At 68.9% G+C, this 14,156-nt stretch carries 12 protein-coding genes and 1 pseudogene; 8 read left to right on the top strand and 5 right to left on the bottom strand.

Annotated elements, in window-relative coordinates:
• Nucleotides 1-68 precede the first annotated feature (68 nt).
• Nucleotides 69-212 (bottom strand): annotated as a pseudogene (locus ACGFY5_RS07915) (HTH domain-containing protein); the annotation flags it as partial.
• A gap of 35 nt (nucleotides 213-247) precedes the next feature.
• On the opposite strand from ACGFY5_RS07915, the gene ACGFY5_RS07910 reads away from it, so the two are divergent.
• Both ACGFY5_RS07910 and ACGFY5_RS07905 read left to right on the top strand, forming a co-directional pair.
• Nucleotides 248-1,804, top strand: coding sequence for a GAF domain-containing protein (locus ACGFY5_RS07910; RefSeq protein WP_392718503.1), 1,557 nt, complete (start codon nucleotides 248-250; stop codon nucleotides 1,802-1,804).
• A 13-nt stretch (nucleotides 1,805-1,817) separates the two neighbouring features.
• The gene (locus tag ACGFY5_RS07905) at nucleotides 1,818-2,495 is read left to right on the top strand and encodes a carbonic anhydrase (RefSeq protein WP_392718501.1); all 678 of its coding nucleotides are present in this window, start codon (nucleotides 1,818-1,820) and stop codon (nucleotides 2,493-2,495) included.
• Here ACGFY5_RS07905 and ACGFY5_RS07900 read toward each other — a convergent pair.
• The 4 genes from ACGFY5_RS07900 to ACGFY5_RS07885 form a co-directional block, all read right to left on the bottom strand.
• On the bottom strand, nucleotides 2,492-3,043 hold the full coding sequence (locus ACGFY5_RS07900; protein ID WP_392718499.1) for a hypothetical protein: 552 nt from the start codon (nucleotides 3,041-3,043) through the stop codon (nucleotides 2,492-2,494). The two genes, ACGFY5_RS07905 and ACGFY5_RS07900, sit on opposite strands and share 4 nt — an antisense overlap.
• A 209-nt stretch (nucleotides 3,044-3,252) precedes the next feature.
• Nucleotides 3,253-4,257 (bottom strand): LacI family DNA-binding transcriptional regulator, encoded by a 1,005-nt coding sequence (locus ACGFY5_RS07895; RefSeq protein ID WP_392718497.1) that lies wholly within the window; start codon nucleotides 4,255-4,257, stop codon nucleotides 3,253-3,255.
• Nucleotides 4,258-4,744: 487 nt separating this feature from the next.
• Nucleotides 4,745-5,419: a GntR family transcriptional regulator gene (locus ACGFY5_RS07890; RefSeq protein WP_392718495.1), complete on the bottom strand. Its 675-nt coding sequence runs from the start codon at nucleotides 5,417-5,419 to the stop codon at nucleotides 4,745-4,747.
• Nucleotides 5,416-5,916 (bottom strand): VOC family protein, encoded by a 501-nt coding sequence (locus tag ACGFY5_RS07885; protein ID WP_392718493.1) that lies wholly within the window; start codon nucleotides 5,914-5,916, stop codon nucleotides 5,416-5,418. Before ACGFY5_RS07885 ends, ACGFY5_RS07890 begins: the two co-directional genes overlap by 4 nt.
• Before the next feature lie 110 nt (nucleotides 5,917-6,026).
• Here ACGFY5_RS07885 and ACGFY5_RS07880 point away from each other — a divergent pair, with 110 nt between their 5' ends.
• The 6 genes from ACGFY5_RS07880 (at nucleotide 6,027) to ACGFY5_RS07855 (ending at nucleotide 14,146) form a co-directional block, all read left to right on the top strand.
• Entirely contained in the window at nucleotides 6,027-8,195 is a 2,169-nt protein-coding gene (locus ACGFY5_RS07880) for a thiamine pyrophosphate-dependent enzyme (RefSeq protein ID WP_392718491.1), read from the top strand.
• Complete coding sequence (locus tag ACGFY5_RS07875; RefSeq protein WP_392718489.1) at nucleotides 8,195-9,535, top strand: dihydrolipoamide acetyltransferase family protein; 1,341 nt, start codon at nucleotides 8,195-8,197, stop codon at nucleotides 9,533-9,535. The genes ACGFY5_RS07880 and ACGFY5_RS07875 overlap by 1 nt, the downstream gene beginning before the upstream one ends.
• 27 nt (nucleotides 9,536-9,562) lie before the next feature.
• Entirely contained in the window at nucleotides 9,563-10,945 is a 1,383-nt protein-coding gene (gene lpdA / locus ACGFY5_RS07870) for a dihydrolipoyl dehydrogenase (RefSeq protein WP_392718487.1), read from the top strand.
• Between the two features lie 146 nt (nucleotides 10,946-11,091).
• Nucleotides 11,092-12,201, top strand: a complete 1,110-nt coding sequence (locus tag ACGFY5_RS07865) for a zinc-binding dehydrogenase (protein ID WP_392718485.1) — start codon at nucleotides 11,092-11,094, stop codon at nucleotides 12,199-12,201.
• Entirely contained in the window at nucleotides 12,201-13,073 is an 873-nt protein-coding gene (locus ACGFY5_RS07860; RefSeq protein ID WP_392718483.1) for an NAD(P)-dependent oxidoreductase, read from the top strand. The genes ACGFY5_RS07865 and ACGFY5_RS07860 overlap by 1 nt, the downstream gene beginning before the upstream one ends.
• On the top strand, nucleotides 13,073-14,146 hold the full coding sequence (locus ACGFY5_RS07855; protein ID WP_392718481.1) for a sugar ABC transporter substrate-binding protein: 1,074 nt from the start codon (nucleotides 13,073-13,075) through the stop codon (nucleotides 14,144-14,146). Before ACGFY5_RS07860 ends, ACGFY5_RS07855 begins: the two co-directional genes overlap by 1 nt.
• Nucleotides 14,147-14,156: the final 10 nt, after the last annotated feature.

The following is a 14,156-nucleotide window of genomic DNA, read 5'->3' as shown; positions in this document are numbered from 1 at the left end:
GCACTCCCTGGCTTCTGGTTACGCTTCCGTAACCTACGCTACCGTAGAAATCCAAGAGTGCAGCAGCGCGGTGCCCCCGCTGCGGACAGCGCCTCGATGTCGCGCAGCACCGTGCGGGTCGACACCTCGAGCTCGCGGCTGGTCGAGTTGGCGGGGACTACCGTCGCCTGAGCCTCAGGTCCAGCGCTTCTTCGCCGAAAGAAATACCGGATTGCGTGATCAAACGGCGTTCTCGCGAAGGGTACCGATGGGATTCAGCTGGAGGTCGTCGGAGCGGTCTGCGCAGCCTCAGGCCGACCTGACGGAGGCGCAGGCCGACGTGCAGGCGCTGACCGCGATCATGCGGGCGGTGGAGCAGGCCAAGACCCCGGACGAGGTGATCGGGAGTGCGCTCTCCCTGATCCGCGAGCTGTTCGGCTGGGCGTACGGGTCGTACTGGCAACTCGATCCCTCCAGCAACGAACTGCGGTTCGCGCAGGAGAGCGGCAGCGTCAACGACGAGTTCCGCAAGGTGACCCTCGAGGCGGCCTTCGCCGAGGGCGTCGGGCTGTCCGGGCGCGCGTGGAAGAGTCGCGACCTCGTGTTCGTGCCGAACATCGCGGACCTGAGCGACTGCGTGCGCGCCCCGGCCGCGTCGCGCGCCGGCGTCCGCAGCGGGGTGTGTTTCCCGCTCATCGACGAGGACCGGGTCGTCGGCACCATGGACTTCTTCACCACCGAGGTGCTGCAGCCCTCGGCGGGAAGGCTGGCGGTGCTGCGCGCGGTCGGGAACCTCGTGTCCCGCGCACTGGCCCACCTGCAGGAGGCCATCCGGCAGGAGAAGGCCGCCCAGGACGTCGAGGCCGTCTCGCACGTGATCCGCGAGCTGACCCAGGCGACCAGCCGGGAACAGGCTCTCCGCTCCGCGCTGGAGACCATCCGCCGGTACTTCGACTGGCAGTACGGCTCCTTCTGGCAGCTCGACCAGGACCAGCAGGTGCTGCGGTTCTCGATCGAGTCCGGCGACGCGGGAGCGGAGTTCCGCGAGGTCACCCGGCAAGCCTCGTTCGCGAAGGGCGTCGGCCTGTCCGGCCGCACGTGGGCCCGCGGCGACCTGTACTTCGTCGAGGACCTCGGGGAAATGACCGACTGCGTCCGCCGGCCCGCCGCGCAGGCCGCCGGGGTGAAGTCGGGTGTCTGCCTTCCCGTCCGGGTGGGCGGCGAGATCGTCGGCACGATGGACTTCTTCGCGACCCGGACGCTCATCATGTACCCGGGTCGGGAAGCCGCCCTGCGCAACACCGCGTTCCTCGTCGGATCGGCGCTCGAACGCTTCGCGTCGGCGGACCAGTTGCAGAGCGCCGGACGTGAACTCCTCGAATCGATCGCGGAGGTCGAACGCAACGTCACCGCGGCCGCTAACGTCGCCGAGCGCAGCGAGCACCTCGCCGACGAGGCGAACCAGCAGGTCGCGGTGCTGGGCCAGGCCAGCGCGGAGATCAACGAGGTGGTGCGGGCGATCCAGTCGATCGCTGCGCAGACCAAGCTGCTCGCGCTGAACGCGACGATCGAAGCCGCCCGGGCGGGCGAGTCCGGTAAGGGCTTCGCCGTCGTCGCCGGGGAGGTCAAGGAACTGTCCAGCGAAACCGAGCGGGCGACGACCGACGTCAGCACCAAGGTCGACACGATCCAGGCCCGGGTCGACGAGGTCACGGCGTCGCTGGCCGAAATCCACACCGCGGTCGAGGAGATCAACCAGACGCAGGGCCTCATCCGAGGCGTACTGACCGAACAGGTCGCGGTCACCCGCGCGATCTTGGACTGATCCGGAGAAACACGTGTACAAAATCGGACCGGCCACCTCGTCGCCGTGGGCCCGGTTGCTGCAGGGCAACACCCGGTGGGTCGAAGGCCGGAGCGCGGCCGACGCCGACCGGGGGGCCGCTCGGCGCGCCGAGATCAGCCGATCACAGAATCCGTTCGCGTTGGTGCTGGGCTGTTCCGATTCGCGGGTGCCGGCCGAGATCCTCTTCGACCAAGGTCTCGGCGACCTGTTCGTCGTCCGCACCGCGGGACACGCCCTGGACGCGGCCGTCATCGGCTCGGTCGAGTACGCGGTCGACGTGCTGCGGGTGTCACTGATCGTCGTGCTGGGCCACGAGGAGTGCGGTGCCGTCGCCGCGGCGAGCCGGATCGTCGACGAAGGCAAGGTGCCTCCCGGTTACATCCGTGACGTCGCCGAGCGCATCACGCCGAACGTCCTGCGGGCCCGGCACGCCGGAGCCGCCAGCGGCGCGGAGGTCAGCGGCCTGCACGCCGCCTACACGATCGAGCAGTTGCGGCAGCGTTCTCCGTTGGTGGACGTCGCGGTGTGGCGTGGTTCGATCGAAGCGATCCCGGCGCTGTACAGCTTGGACACCGGGGTGGTCACCGAGGTGCGGCCGATGACCGTCACCTACGTTCCCGACGACGTGTACGCGAGCGTTTCATCGAACTTCGCCTCCGGAACCATCTAGGCCTCATGGGCGCTGTCGGGGCGCGTGCGCCGGGCGTAGGAGTGGGTCGCGATCGCTAGTCCGGCGATCCAGACGAGGAACTGGCCTATTCCGTAGATTCCGGTCCGGGCATCGAAGATCGCGGCCGGGTCGCCCCATTGGAACGGCATCAGGACGGCAGCGAACACGGTGTAAGCGAGAAGCGCGGCGGACAGTCCGGCCCCTGGTGCGATCAGGAGCATCCGCGGCACCGGACCACCGCCGAAGACCGGCACCCAACGAGGAAAGACGAGGCCCCAGGGGCGAATCAGAGCCATGGCCAACACGGCCGGCAACAACGCCAACAGATTGAGCGTCAGCAGATACACCCCGCCACCGTCCTCGTACCAGGGCTCGAACAGCGCGGCGTCGGCGAACAGCGGAATGCCCAGCGCCCAGACCGCGTGCAGTGGGATGAAGCCGATGGTGGCGGCGGCAGCGGCGGTGTAAGCGGCCCGCACCGCGTAACGCGGCGGCGGTTCCTCGGCACGCGGGGTCACGGGCTCCGTAACGACTGTTTCCAGGGACATGAGGCCTCCTCGGCGACCCGCCCGCTCGGGCGGCGATGCCTCCAGAATCCCGATTCCGCGGCCGGGCGAATATCTGCCGATCGGCAGATGCGCGTCGGCGACAGGTGCGCCCAGGCTCGTGGCTGGACCGACTCGAACCCACAACTGCGGGATCCTCGCGCGTGCCTATGAGCGCCACCACACGCGGACTCAGAGTGCGCGGGATCTCGTCACGTCGTGCCGCGGACGAGTAGACGCGGGCTGAGCACGACGGGCGGCGGCATCTCACCCGCCAGCAGCTGATCGAGCTGCGTCACCGCGAGCTCGCCGAGCCGCCTCTTGTCGAGGTGGAGCGTGGTGAGCGGTGGCTCGATCAGCTCGCCGATGCTCAGGCCGTCGAAGCCAACGATCGCGCAATCCTTCGGAACGGCCACGCCGAGCCGACGAGCCGCTTGGAACGCACCGATGGCGACGAGATCGTTGAAGGCGACAATCGCGGTCAGGACGGGATGCCTGGCTCGTAGTGCCTCGAATGCTGCGCCGCCACCGGTCAACGACTCCTCGGCGACGATGACCCAGTTTTCGTCGATCGGAAGGCGGTGCGCGCGGGCGACGTCGAGGAAGGTTCGGCTCCGCACGTCGGGGTCGCAATAGGAGACGCAGTCGACCATGCCGATGTGGCGGTGCCCCCGGCTGATCAGGTGCTCGAGTCCGGTCCGGATACCTGTCTCGCTGTCGATCCTCACCACCGCGTGAGTCCCCGTGTGCGGCGTCCCGTCGACGACGACCAGCGGTACACCGGCGATGTATGGCTCCAGTTCGGCGTCGGTATGGCTGAAGTACCCGACGAGCGCGTCGACCTGCTGGCCGAGTGAACGCAACAGCGTCAGCTCGCGCGGACGGTCGCCCTCGGTACTGGCGACGACGACCTGCCACTCCCGAGCGCCCGCCGCTTCGATGACCCCGGCGATGAACTCCGGGTAGAACGGGTTGACGACGTCCGGGACGACGAGGCCGATCGTCACCACGTCGGGCCGGACGAGTCCGCGACCGAACCGGCTGGGCCGGTAGCGCAGCTCGCGGACGACGTCGAGCACGCGACGCTGGGTTTCCGGATCGATCTCACCCTTGCCGTTGATCGCCCGCGAGACGGTTTGGTGCGATACGCCGGCCGCCCTGGCGACGTCTCGGAGAGTCACCCGCTTGTCGGCGCGCGCCGCCTTCTCTGCCACCACGGCCTCACTCAATCACGACCGGCGCGACCTAACCGATTGACGTCTGACCGGTCCACGCGAGACACTGCCGTTACCGTTCACGTTAACGGTAACGGGACGCGGCGGAGAAATCTGCCAGCCGAACGAGGAGGGGTTGTGACCGTTCCGAAGCCCGAAACTCATGTCATGTTCCGCGCGGTGTTCGACGACTGGCAGGCGCGGGCCGGAGCCCGCTCCGCGCTGCCGGACGCTCCTGTCGTCGCCGACGATCCGCAGCACTACCGAACCGTTCGACGCTGGCTACGCGCCTGGACGGTGCGCACGGAGGCGCGGCGTCGCCCAGAGGAGCCAGCGAGCGGACGAGCCCGGGAGGCCACCGGGAAGCGGTCGCCGGCTCCGGCGCGGCCGACTCGCCTCACACATCGGCTCTTCGAAGGAGTCACTTCCCGAACCCGCTAACCGACACCCCGAGGACCGAGCTTCACGCAGTTCTCGCGGCGCGAGCCGCTCAACGGCCGACGTCGGCGGCGGCCTCGAAGATTTCCGGGTGCTGGAGCAGTTCGGCGCGGGTGCGGCGGATATGGGTCTCGAGCACCTGCTGCGCGGTCACCAGGTCCCGATCGCGCAGCGCCTGAATGAGCAACCGGTGCTCGGAGTTGATGATCCACCGCCGTTCGGTACCGGCGAGCCGGGTGAACTCCCGCCGGTAGTGCTGGGTGGTGTCCCACAGCCGGCTGATCATCGCGCCGAGCGCGGGTGCGCGCTCCGGCCGGTAGGTCCCCCAGTGCAACTCGCGGTCGAGAACCAGGAACGTCTCGACGTCGGTCGTCGCCTCGATGCGGTCTTGGATCTCGCTCAGGCGCTGGATGTCGTCGGCGGTCAGCGCGTCGATGCTTTCGGCCAGCAGCAGGGGCTCGAGCCGCTCGCGGATCTCGTAGTTGAGCTCGCACTCGTGCTCGTCGAGGCTGGTGACCCAGGCGCCCCGGTTGGACTTGAGCGTCACCAGCCCCTGCGCTTCGAGGATTCGCAGCGCCTCCCGCACCGGAAGGCGACTCGCGCCGAGCTCGTCGGCCAACTCGTCCTGCAGAATCCTCGCGCCCGGCGCGAGGAGGCCGGAGAGGATGCGTTCGCGGACGTGCTGGGCGATGCGGTTGCTGGCGACCGCCGCAGCGGGGTCTGTCACGCGTGGTGCCTCCGGTCGAACGCTTTGCCGCCAGGGTAAGACACCAGCTCGAACTGCATCCCCCACGGCGCGAAGAAGTAGACCCAGCGCTGGCCCTCGCTCGGGCCCTTGCTGACGGTAGGTTCGCCGAGCACGCGTAACCCCCGGCGGCGCAGGTCCGCGACCGCCGCGTCGAGGTCCTCCACGTAGAGCGCGACGTGATGCCCACCGACGTCGCTGTTGCGCGGCGGGGTGGTGACCTGATCGGCGGCCTCGTAGACGAAGACCTCGAAGATCGCCTGGCCGCCCAGCCGGAAGAAGTGCAGCCGCCGCATGACCGTGTCGTCGGCAACCGCGAGGTGCCGGCTCATCCAGTCGTCGTCGTGCTGGAACGGGCCGAGTGAATACATGTACTCGCATCCCAGTACGTCGACGAAGAACTCCCGGGCCTGCTCCAGGTCCGGGACGGTCACACCGAAATGGTCGACGCGGGTGAGACCGGGGATCGGCTTGGTCATGACGACGACACCTCCTTGTAATGGATCCATTCGTAGCTTACGGTGTTGCCATCCTCGCAGCCAAGCTGCGGTTTCTTCTCAGAATGGATCCATTGCAACCGGAGGCCCTCATGTCCTCGCACCGGAAGCTCTCCGCTGCCTCGCCGTGGATCGAAGTGACGACGAGTACCAGCGACTGGAACGCACTCGATCCCGCACTGTTACGCCGAATGCTCGTCGAGACGCTGTGGATCCGCGTCTTCGAGGAGTACGTACTCGAACTGGCCACGGCCGGCCTGGTGCACGGCCCGGCGCACTCCAGCATCGGCCAGGAGGGCGGTGCGGTCGGCTCGCTGATCGATCTGCGCAGCGACGACCTGATCACCGGCTCGCACCGCGGTCACCACCAGTTCCTGGCGAAGGCGTTCGGTCACGTGGGCGACTCGGCTCTCACCGACGACGTCCGCACGGTCCTGCGACGGACGTTGACCGAGATCTGCGGCCTGGCCGACGGCTTCTGCCGCGGCCGCGGCGGCTCGATGCACCTGCAGTGGCGCGAGGCCGGCGCGATGGGCACCAACGCGATCGTCGGCGGTGGGGTCCCGCAGGCGCTCGGGTTCGCGTTCAACCAACGCCACAGCGGTACGGACGCGGTGAGCGTGACCTACTTCGGCGACGGCGCGATCAACATCGGCTCGGTACTGGAGTCCTTCAACCTCGCGGCCGCCTGGAACCTCCCGGTCTGCTTCTTCGTCGAGAACAACCAGTACGCGGTCTCGACGTCGGTCACGAAGGCCACCGCCGAACCCCGCCTCTCGGCCCGCGGACTCGGGTTCAACATCCCGAGCTGGCGCGTCGACGGCATGGATCCCCTCGCCGTCCACCTCGCGATGACCGAGGCGACCGAACACATGCGGGCCGGCAACGGACCCACGTTGATCGAGGCGGACCTCTATCGCTTCTTCCACCAGAACGGCGCTTACCCCGGCAGTGCGTTCGGGTACCGGTCGAAGACCGAGGAGCAGTCCTGGCGCGAGCGCGATCCGCTGGAGCTGCTCAAGAGGCAGGCCGTTCGCCGCAAGGTGATCACCGCCGCCGAGATCGACGAACTGCACGCGAGCATCACCGGGACCATGCGCGAAATCGGCGACGGTTTCCTGGAGGCCGTGCCGGGTGGCAAACCCGGGGAGCGCCGGATCCAGGCCTCGGCCTGGCCGCAGCCCGACTTCGTCGACGTCGGGATCCGCGGCGACCTGTCCGAGCTGGCCGACAGCCGTTACGCGGACGAGGCGGACTTCAACGGCACGATCGCCGACCAGCGCTTCATCGACGTCGTCAGCGAGGTGATCGGCCGGCGGCTGGAGGAGGATCCCCGCATCGTCGTGCTCGGCGAGGACGTCGACGGCCTGCGCGGCGGCACCAACGGCGCGACCCGCAAGGCGCTCGAGAAGTTCCCCGAGCGTGTGCTCGGCACCCCGATCAGCGAGAACGCGTTTCTCGGCCTCGGCGGCGGGATGGCGCTCGACGGCCGGTTCCGGCCGGTCGTCGAGTTCATGTACGCGGACTTCATGTGGGTCGCCGCCGATCAGCTGTTCAACCAGGTCGCTAAGGCCCGGCACATGTTCGGCGGCGACAGCGCCGTGCCGCTCGTCCTGCGCAGCAAGCTCGCCGCCGGCACCGGCTACGGCTCGCAGCACTCGATGGATCCGGCGGGGGTCCTCACGACCGCCCCGGGGCTGCGGGTCGTGGCGCCGTCCACGCCGTTCGACTACGTCGGCCTGATGAACACCGCACTGGCCTGCGACGACCCGGTCGTGGTGCTCGAACACGTCGATCTCTACACCTCGACCGGGCCCGGTCCCGTCGACGACCTCGACTACCGGCTCCCGGTCGGCAAGGCAGCGCTGCGCCGCGAAGGCGAGCAGGTCACGATCATCAGTTATCTGGCGATGGTCCGGCACTGCCTGGAGGCGTTGGATCAGGTGCCCGAGGTGAGCGCGGACCTGATCGACCTGCGGTGGCTCGACCGGGCTTCGCTGGATTGGGACGCGATCTCGGCGAGCGTCCGCAAGACCAACCGGGTGCTGATCGTCGAGCAGGGCGCGGTCGGCACCTCGTACGGCGGCTGGCTCGCCGACGAGATCCAGCGGCGGCTCTTCGACTGGCTGGACGCGCCGATCGAGCGGGTCACCGGGTCGGTGGCTTCTCCGAGCATCAGCAAGGTGCTCGAGCGGGCGGCGATCGCCCGCACCGAGGAGGTCGTGGCCGCACTGCACCGCTACGCGAACGGGGAGATCTGATGGCCACGCTGCTGCACATGCCCGAGGTCGCGGCCGGCGCCACCGAGGCGGTGCTCGCCGAGTGGCTCGTCGGTGAAGGCGCGGCCTTCGCCGCCGGTCAGTCCATCGTGGTCATCGAGACCGAGAAAGCGGTCGTGGACGTCGAGGCCGAGAACGATGCGATCGTGCTGCGCACGCTCGTTCCGGCCGGTTCGACGGTCGAGGTCGGTGCGCCGGTGGCACTGCTCGGCAGCGAAGCCGAACGCGACGCCGACCTCGACCGCCTCCTCGCCGACCTGGGTGTGAGCGCCCCGCCGACCACCACGCCGGCCCCCGAACGCCGCGACCTCCCCGGCCTGGAGGTGGTCAACCCCGATCCAGCGAGCCCCGACCCGTCCGTCAACCCGGTGCCGGTCGGATCCGCCCCCGCCGAGAACGGCCACGCCCCGGGCCGGATCTTCGTCAGCCCGGTCGCGCGTCGGATGCTCGCCGAAGCCGGTCTGCGTCCCGAGGACGTCCGCGGCTCCGGCCCCAACGGCCGCATCGTCCGCCGCGACGTCGAACAGGCCGTGGCCACCCGCTCCACCCCCGCGGCCCCGGCGCAGACAGCCCCGCCGCAGGCGGGTGCGGCGTCGCGGCCGACGGACGCACCTCCGTCGGCCGTCTCGGAGGGGGCGGCGGCCGACTACGAGGAGATCCCGCACTCACGGCTGCGGCGCGCGATCGCGGCCCGGCTGACCGCGAGCAAGCGGGACATCCCGCACTTCTACCTGAAGCGCACCGCGAACGTCGACGCGTTGCTCGCGCTCCGCGCCCAGCTCAACGCCGTCGCCGACGAGAAGATCTCGGTGAACGACCTGCTCATCCGCGCGGTCGCGGCCGCCCACCTCGCCGTTCCCGACGCGAACGTCAGTTGGACCGACGACAGCCTGCACCGCTACCGCACCGTCGACATCTCGGTCGCGATCGCCTCCGACCGAGGCCTCGTCACCCCGGTCCTGCGGGGTGTCGAATCGCTCTCCACCAGCGCGATCTCTCGCGGGGTCAAGCAGTACGTCGCCCAGGCCGCCGCCGGCAAACTCCAGCAACGCGACCTCGAGGGCGGCTCGATCACGATCACCAACCTCGGCATGTACGGCGTCGACGAGTTCGCCGCCATCATCAACCCCCCGCAGTCCGCGATCCTCGCCGTCGGCACCGCCCGCCCCGAACCGGTCGTCATCGACGGCGAGATCACGACCGCCACCACCCTCGGCCTCGTGCTCTCGGTGGACCACCGAGCCATCGACGGTGCCCTCGCCGCGCAGTGGATGGCTGCGCTCGTCGCCGCCGTCGAAGCGCCGCTGCGGCTGCTGGTCTGAGCCGGACCGGAGCATAGGAGAACTCGCATGCCAACGCACTACGACGTCGTCGTGCTCGGCGCCGGCCCCGGCGGTTACGTCGCGGCCATCCGTGCGGCCCAGCTCGGCCAGAAAGTCGCTATCGTCGAGGAGAAGTACTGGGGAGGCGTCTGCCTCAACATCGGCTGCATCCCCTCCAAGGCACTGTTGCGCAACGCCGAACTCGCCGATCTGCTCACGAATCGCGCGAAGTCCTTCGGCATCACCGGCGACATCACCGTCGACTACGGGACCGCGTTCGACCGCAGCCGCGACGTCGCCGACGGCCGGGTCAAAGGCGTCCACTACCTGATGAAGAAGAACGGGATCACCGAATACGAGGCCCGTGGAGTCTTCACCGGACCGCACGAGATCCGTGTGGACGACGATCTGCTCACGTTCGACTCCGCGATCATCGCCACCGGGTCACGGGTCCGGAGCCTGCCGGCCGTGGAGCCCTCCCCCAACGTCGTCACCTACGCCGAGCAGATCCTGGAACGGGACCTGCCGCGCTCGATCGCGATCATCGGCGCGGGCGCGATCGGCATGGAGTTCGCGTACCTGCTCCGTGCCTTCGGCGTCGACGTCACGCTGCTGGAGTATTTCGATCGCGTCCTGCCCAACGAGGACACCGACGTCTCCGCCGAGATGGCCAAGGCGTACCGCAAGCTGGGCATCACCGTGCGGACGTCGGCCCGCGTCGAGAGCGCCACCGACCACGGCGAGAACGTGACCGTGCGCTGCACCGACCGCGACGGCCCCTCCGAGCTCACCGTCGACCGGGTACTCGTGTCGGTCGGGTTCGCACCGAACGTCGAAGGGTTCGGTCTGGAGTCGACCGGCGTCCGGCTCAGCGACCAGGGCGCGATCGACGTCGACGTGCGGATGCGCACCAGCGTGCCGCACCTCTTCGCGATCGGTGACGTCACGATGAAGCTGCAACTCGCGCACGTCGCCGAAGCGCAGGCCGTGGTCGCCGCGGAGACGATCGCCGGCGCGCCCACGGTGGAACTCGGCGACTACCGGATGATGCCGCGGGCGACGTTCAGCCATCCGCAGGTCGCCAGCTTCGGGCTCACCGAGGAGCAGGCCCGAGCGACCGGCCGTGCCGTCACGGTGGCCAAATTCCCGTTCACCGCCAACGGGAAAGCACACGGCCTCGGCGAACCGGTCGGCTTCGTCAAGCTCATCGCCGAGACGGAGTACGGCGAGCTGCTCGGTGGCCACCTCGTCGGCCCGGAGGTGGCGGAGTTGTTGCCGGAGCTCACGCTCGCGCAGCGGTGGGAACTCGGGGTGCCGGAGCTGGTCCGAAACGTACACACCCATCCGACGCTCTCCGAAGCGCTGCAGGAAGCGTTCCACGGCCTCGCCGGCCACACGATCAACCTGTAGCCGGGAAACCTGGTGTTCACAGTTCGGACAACCCGTTGACACCGGCCATGACCCAGGCCACACTCGACTGCAATCCATTGCATTGAACGAATAAATCGCCGCTCCGTTTAATGCAATCGATCGCATCCACCCAGATGGGACATCCAATGCGTGCTGCTGTTTTCTACGGCAAGGGCGACATTCGTGTCGACGAAGTGCCCGTGCCGACGTGCGGCCCCGCCGACCTGTTACTCGAAGTCCACGCCGTGGGCATCTGCGGAACCGACGCCCACGAGTTCGCTTCCGGGCCCCACATGTTCCCGATTTACGAGCGACACCCGGTATCGGGACACGTCGGCCCGATGATCCCGGGCCACGAGCTGACCGGAATCATCCGGGAGGTCGGCGGTGAGGTTCGCGGCTTCGAGACCGGCGAGCTGGTCGTCTCCGGCGCCGGGATCTCCTGCGGCCACTGCGTCCAGTGCCGCCGCGGCCGCACGAACCTCTGCGAGAACTACTCGACCGTCGGCCTCCAGCGTCACGGAGCGCTCGCCCAGTACGTCGTGGTTCCGGCCGCCATCTGCCTGAAGGTCGCCCCGTACGGCATCTCCCAGGACACCGCGGCGCTGGCCCAGCCGATGTCGATCGCTGTGCACGCGATGCGCCGCGGGCGGCTCGCGGACGGTGATCAGGCCGTGATCGTCGGAGCCGGCGGCATCGGGGCCTTCCTCACGTTCGCCGCCGCCCACGAGGTCGACCAGGTCGCAGTGCTCGACGTCAACGCCGAGCGGCTGAAGATCGCCGCGGACCTGGGTGCCACTCACGTCCTCGAGACCGACGCGAGCAGCGACCCGAAGGCCGCCATCGCCGAGTGGGGCATGGACCCGACGGTCATCTACGAGGTGTCCGGCACGCCCGCCGGCTTACGGACGGCCGCGTCGCTGCTGCCGAAGGGCGGCCGCCTGGTTCTGGTGGGCCTGCAGGGCGCTCCGGCGGAGTGGGACCTGCGCACGCTCAGCCTGGTCGAGCACGAACTGATCGGCACCAACGCGCACGTCTGCGCGGTGGACCTGCCGCGCTCGCTCGAACTGCTGGCCCGGCGCGACACTCCGTGGTCCGACATCGCTCCGGTGGCGCTGAGTCTCGACGAGCTGGTCACCGACGGCATCCAGCCACTCGTGGAGCGTCGCAGCGCTCGGATCAAAACCCTGATCGACCCGTGGACCGCGCGCACCCGTCCGGTCGACATGGTCGCGACAGGCGAGGTGGCGAGCTGATGGCCACGATCGCGTTCCTCGGTCTCGGCCGGATGGGCCTACCGATGGCCACGAACCTCGCGGCGGCCGGCCACGAGCTCACGGTGTGGAACCGGAGCGCCGCGAAGGCCGAGCGGTTCGCCACCGACCACGGCGCGAAATTCGCCGGTACACCGCGCGAGGCCGTCGGCGGTGCCGCCGTCGTCATCACCATGCTCGCCGCCGACGACGCCCTGCTCGATGCGTACACCGGGCCGGACGGCGCGCTGCCGGCGCTCGGCGCGGACACGCTGTGCATCGACATGAGCACGGTCTCTCCGGGGACGGTCCAGCGTCTGAGCGCGCTGGTCGCCGACCGGGGGTGCACGTTCCTGGACGCCCCGGTGTCCGGCAGCGTCGCGGCCGCCACCGCGGCCACGCTCACGATCATGGCCGCAGGGCCGACCGAGGCCGTCGACCGGGCTCGCCCGGTACTGCGGTCCCTCGGTGATCCGGTCATCCACCTCGGCGACAGCGGCCGTGGCGCGGCGATGAAGCTGGTGGTCAACGCCATCGTGCACAGTCTCAACGGCGCCGTGTCGGAGGCCCTCGTGCTCGCCGAGCGCTGCGGCATCGAGCGCACGGCGGCCTACGCGGTCTTCCTCAACAGCGCGATCGCGGCGCCGTTCGTCGGCTACCGGCAGGAAGCCTTCGAGAAACCGGGCGAGGTGCCGGTGGCGTTCCGGCTGGAGCTCGCGGCCAAGGACCTCCGGTTGGCGCTCGCGCTCGCCGAGCAGGCCGGAGCCGCGCTCCCGCAGACGCGGGTCAATCTCGAGCAGCTCGAACGCGCGGCCGCCGGCGGGTACGCCGACGCCGACGAGTCCGCTCTCGCCGACTACCTGCGGAGGTCGTGATGAAGCGCTTCGCACTTCTCGTGGTCACGTTGCTGGTACTCGCGGGCTGCGGATCCGCGAACAACTCCGGCAGCGACGAGAAGAAGGTCTTCTTCCTCCTGCCGAACACGACGACGACCCGCTTCGAGCAACGGGACGCGCCGGCGTTCAAGAAGTACGTCGAGCAGCTCTCGCCCGGCACGAAAGTCACGGTGCTCAACGCCAACGGCGACCCGGACAAGCAGCAGGACCAGGTCAACGACGCCATCACCCAGGGCGCATCGGCGATCGTGCTGGTGTCCGCGGACGCGAACCTCGCGGCGGGCTCGTTGACGACCGCGAAGCAGGCGGGAGTGCCGGTGGTCCTCTACGAGCACGACGCGGTGGGCGGACCGGCCGACGCGCAGGTGCTGTTCGACGCCCGCCAGGTGGGCGAGGAGCAGGGCAAACGCGCCGCGGAGCTGATCGCGACGATGCCGGGCCAGGGCCTGAAGATCGCCCGGGTGAAGGGCAACCCCGGCGAGTACGGCACCAATCAGTACCAGGCCGGCCAGGACAAGTACCTCCAGCCGTTGATCTCCAGCGGCAAGGTCACGGTGGCCTGCGAGAAGAACATCACGAACTGGGACCCCGTGCAGGGCCAGGCGTTCGCCGAGGACTGCCTCACCAAGGAGAACAACGCGATCAATCTGTTCGTCACGATGAACGACGGATTGGCCGGAGGAATCGTGGCCGCGCTCGAGAGTCAGAACCTAACCGGAAAGATCCCGGTCACCGGCGGTCAGAACGGTGACCTCGACGCGGTGCAATACATCGCTCAGGGCAAGCTCGACAATACGATCTTCAAAGATCTGGACGTCCAGGCCAAAGCCGCCGCGCAGGTCACCGCGTCGATCCTCGCCGGCAAGGGCGTGCCGAAGAACATGGTCAACGGCGAGCTCGACAACAAATTCCAGAAGGTCCCCGCCGTGTTCCTGCCGGTGCAGAACATGACCCGGGCCAACCTCGATCTCGCGGTCACGTCGAAAGTCTGGACCTGGTCACAGATCTGCACGGGCGCCGAGCAGTCCGCCGTTTGCAAGGACCACCAGTGACGAGAGGAGA

Origin of the sequence: Cryptosporangium sp. NPDC048952, from assembly GCF_043197895.1 — a bacterium.
Taxonomy (GTDB): domain Bacteria; phylum Actinomycetota; class Actinomycetes; order Mycobacteriales; family Cryptosporangiaceae; genus Cryptosporangium.
The sequence above is the reverse complement of the archived record's forward strand: the minus strand, read 5'-3'. Positions and strand labels throughout refer to the sequence as shown.

Coding starts and splice junctions, on each gene's coding strand:
- ACGFY5_RS07910 (WP_392718503.1), top strand. CDS start 248: ATGGGATTCAGCTGGAGGTCGTCGGAGCGGTCTGCGCAGCCTCAGGCC.
- ACGFY5_RS07900 (WP_392718499.1), bottom strand. CDS start 3,043: ATGTCCCTGGAAACAGTCGTTACGGAGCCCGTGACCCCGCGTGCCGAG.
- ACGFY5_RS07885 (WP_392718493.1), bottom strand. CDS start 5,916: ATGACCAAGCCGATCCCCGGTCTCACCCGCGTCGACCATTTCGGTGTG.
- ACGFY5_RS07880 (WP_392718491.1), top strand. CDS start 6,027: ATGTCCTCGCACCGGAAGCTCTCCGCTGCCTCGCCGTGGATCGAAGTG.
- ACGFY5_RS07875 (WP_392718489.1), top strand. CDS start 8,195: ATGGCCACGCTGCTGCACATGCCCGAGGTCGCGGCCGGCGCCACCGAG.
- lpdA (WP_392718487.1), top strand. CDS start 9,563: ATGCCAACGCACTACGACGTCGTCGTGCTCGGCGCCGGCCCCGGCGGT.
- ACGFY5_RS07865 (WP_392718485.1), top strand. CDS start 11,092: ATGCGTGCTGCTGTTTTCTACGGCAAGGGCGACATTCGTGTCGACGAA.
- ACGFY5_RS07860 (WP_392718483.1), top strand. CDS start 12,201: ATGGCCACGATCGCGTTCCTCGGTCTCGGCCGGATGGGCCTACCGATG.
- ACGFY5_RS07855 (WP_392718481.1), top strand. CDS start 13,073: ATGAAGCGCTTCGCACTTCTCGTGGTCACGTTGCTGGTACTCGCGGGC.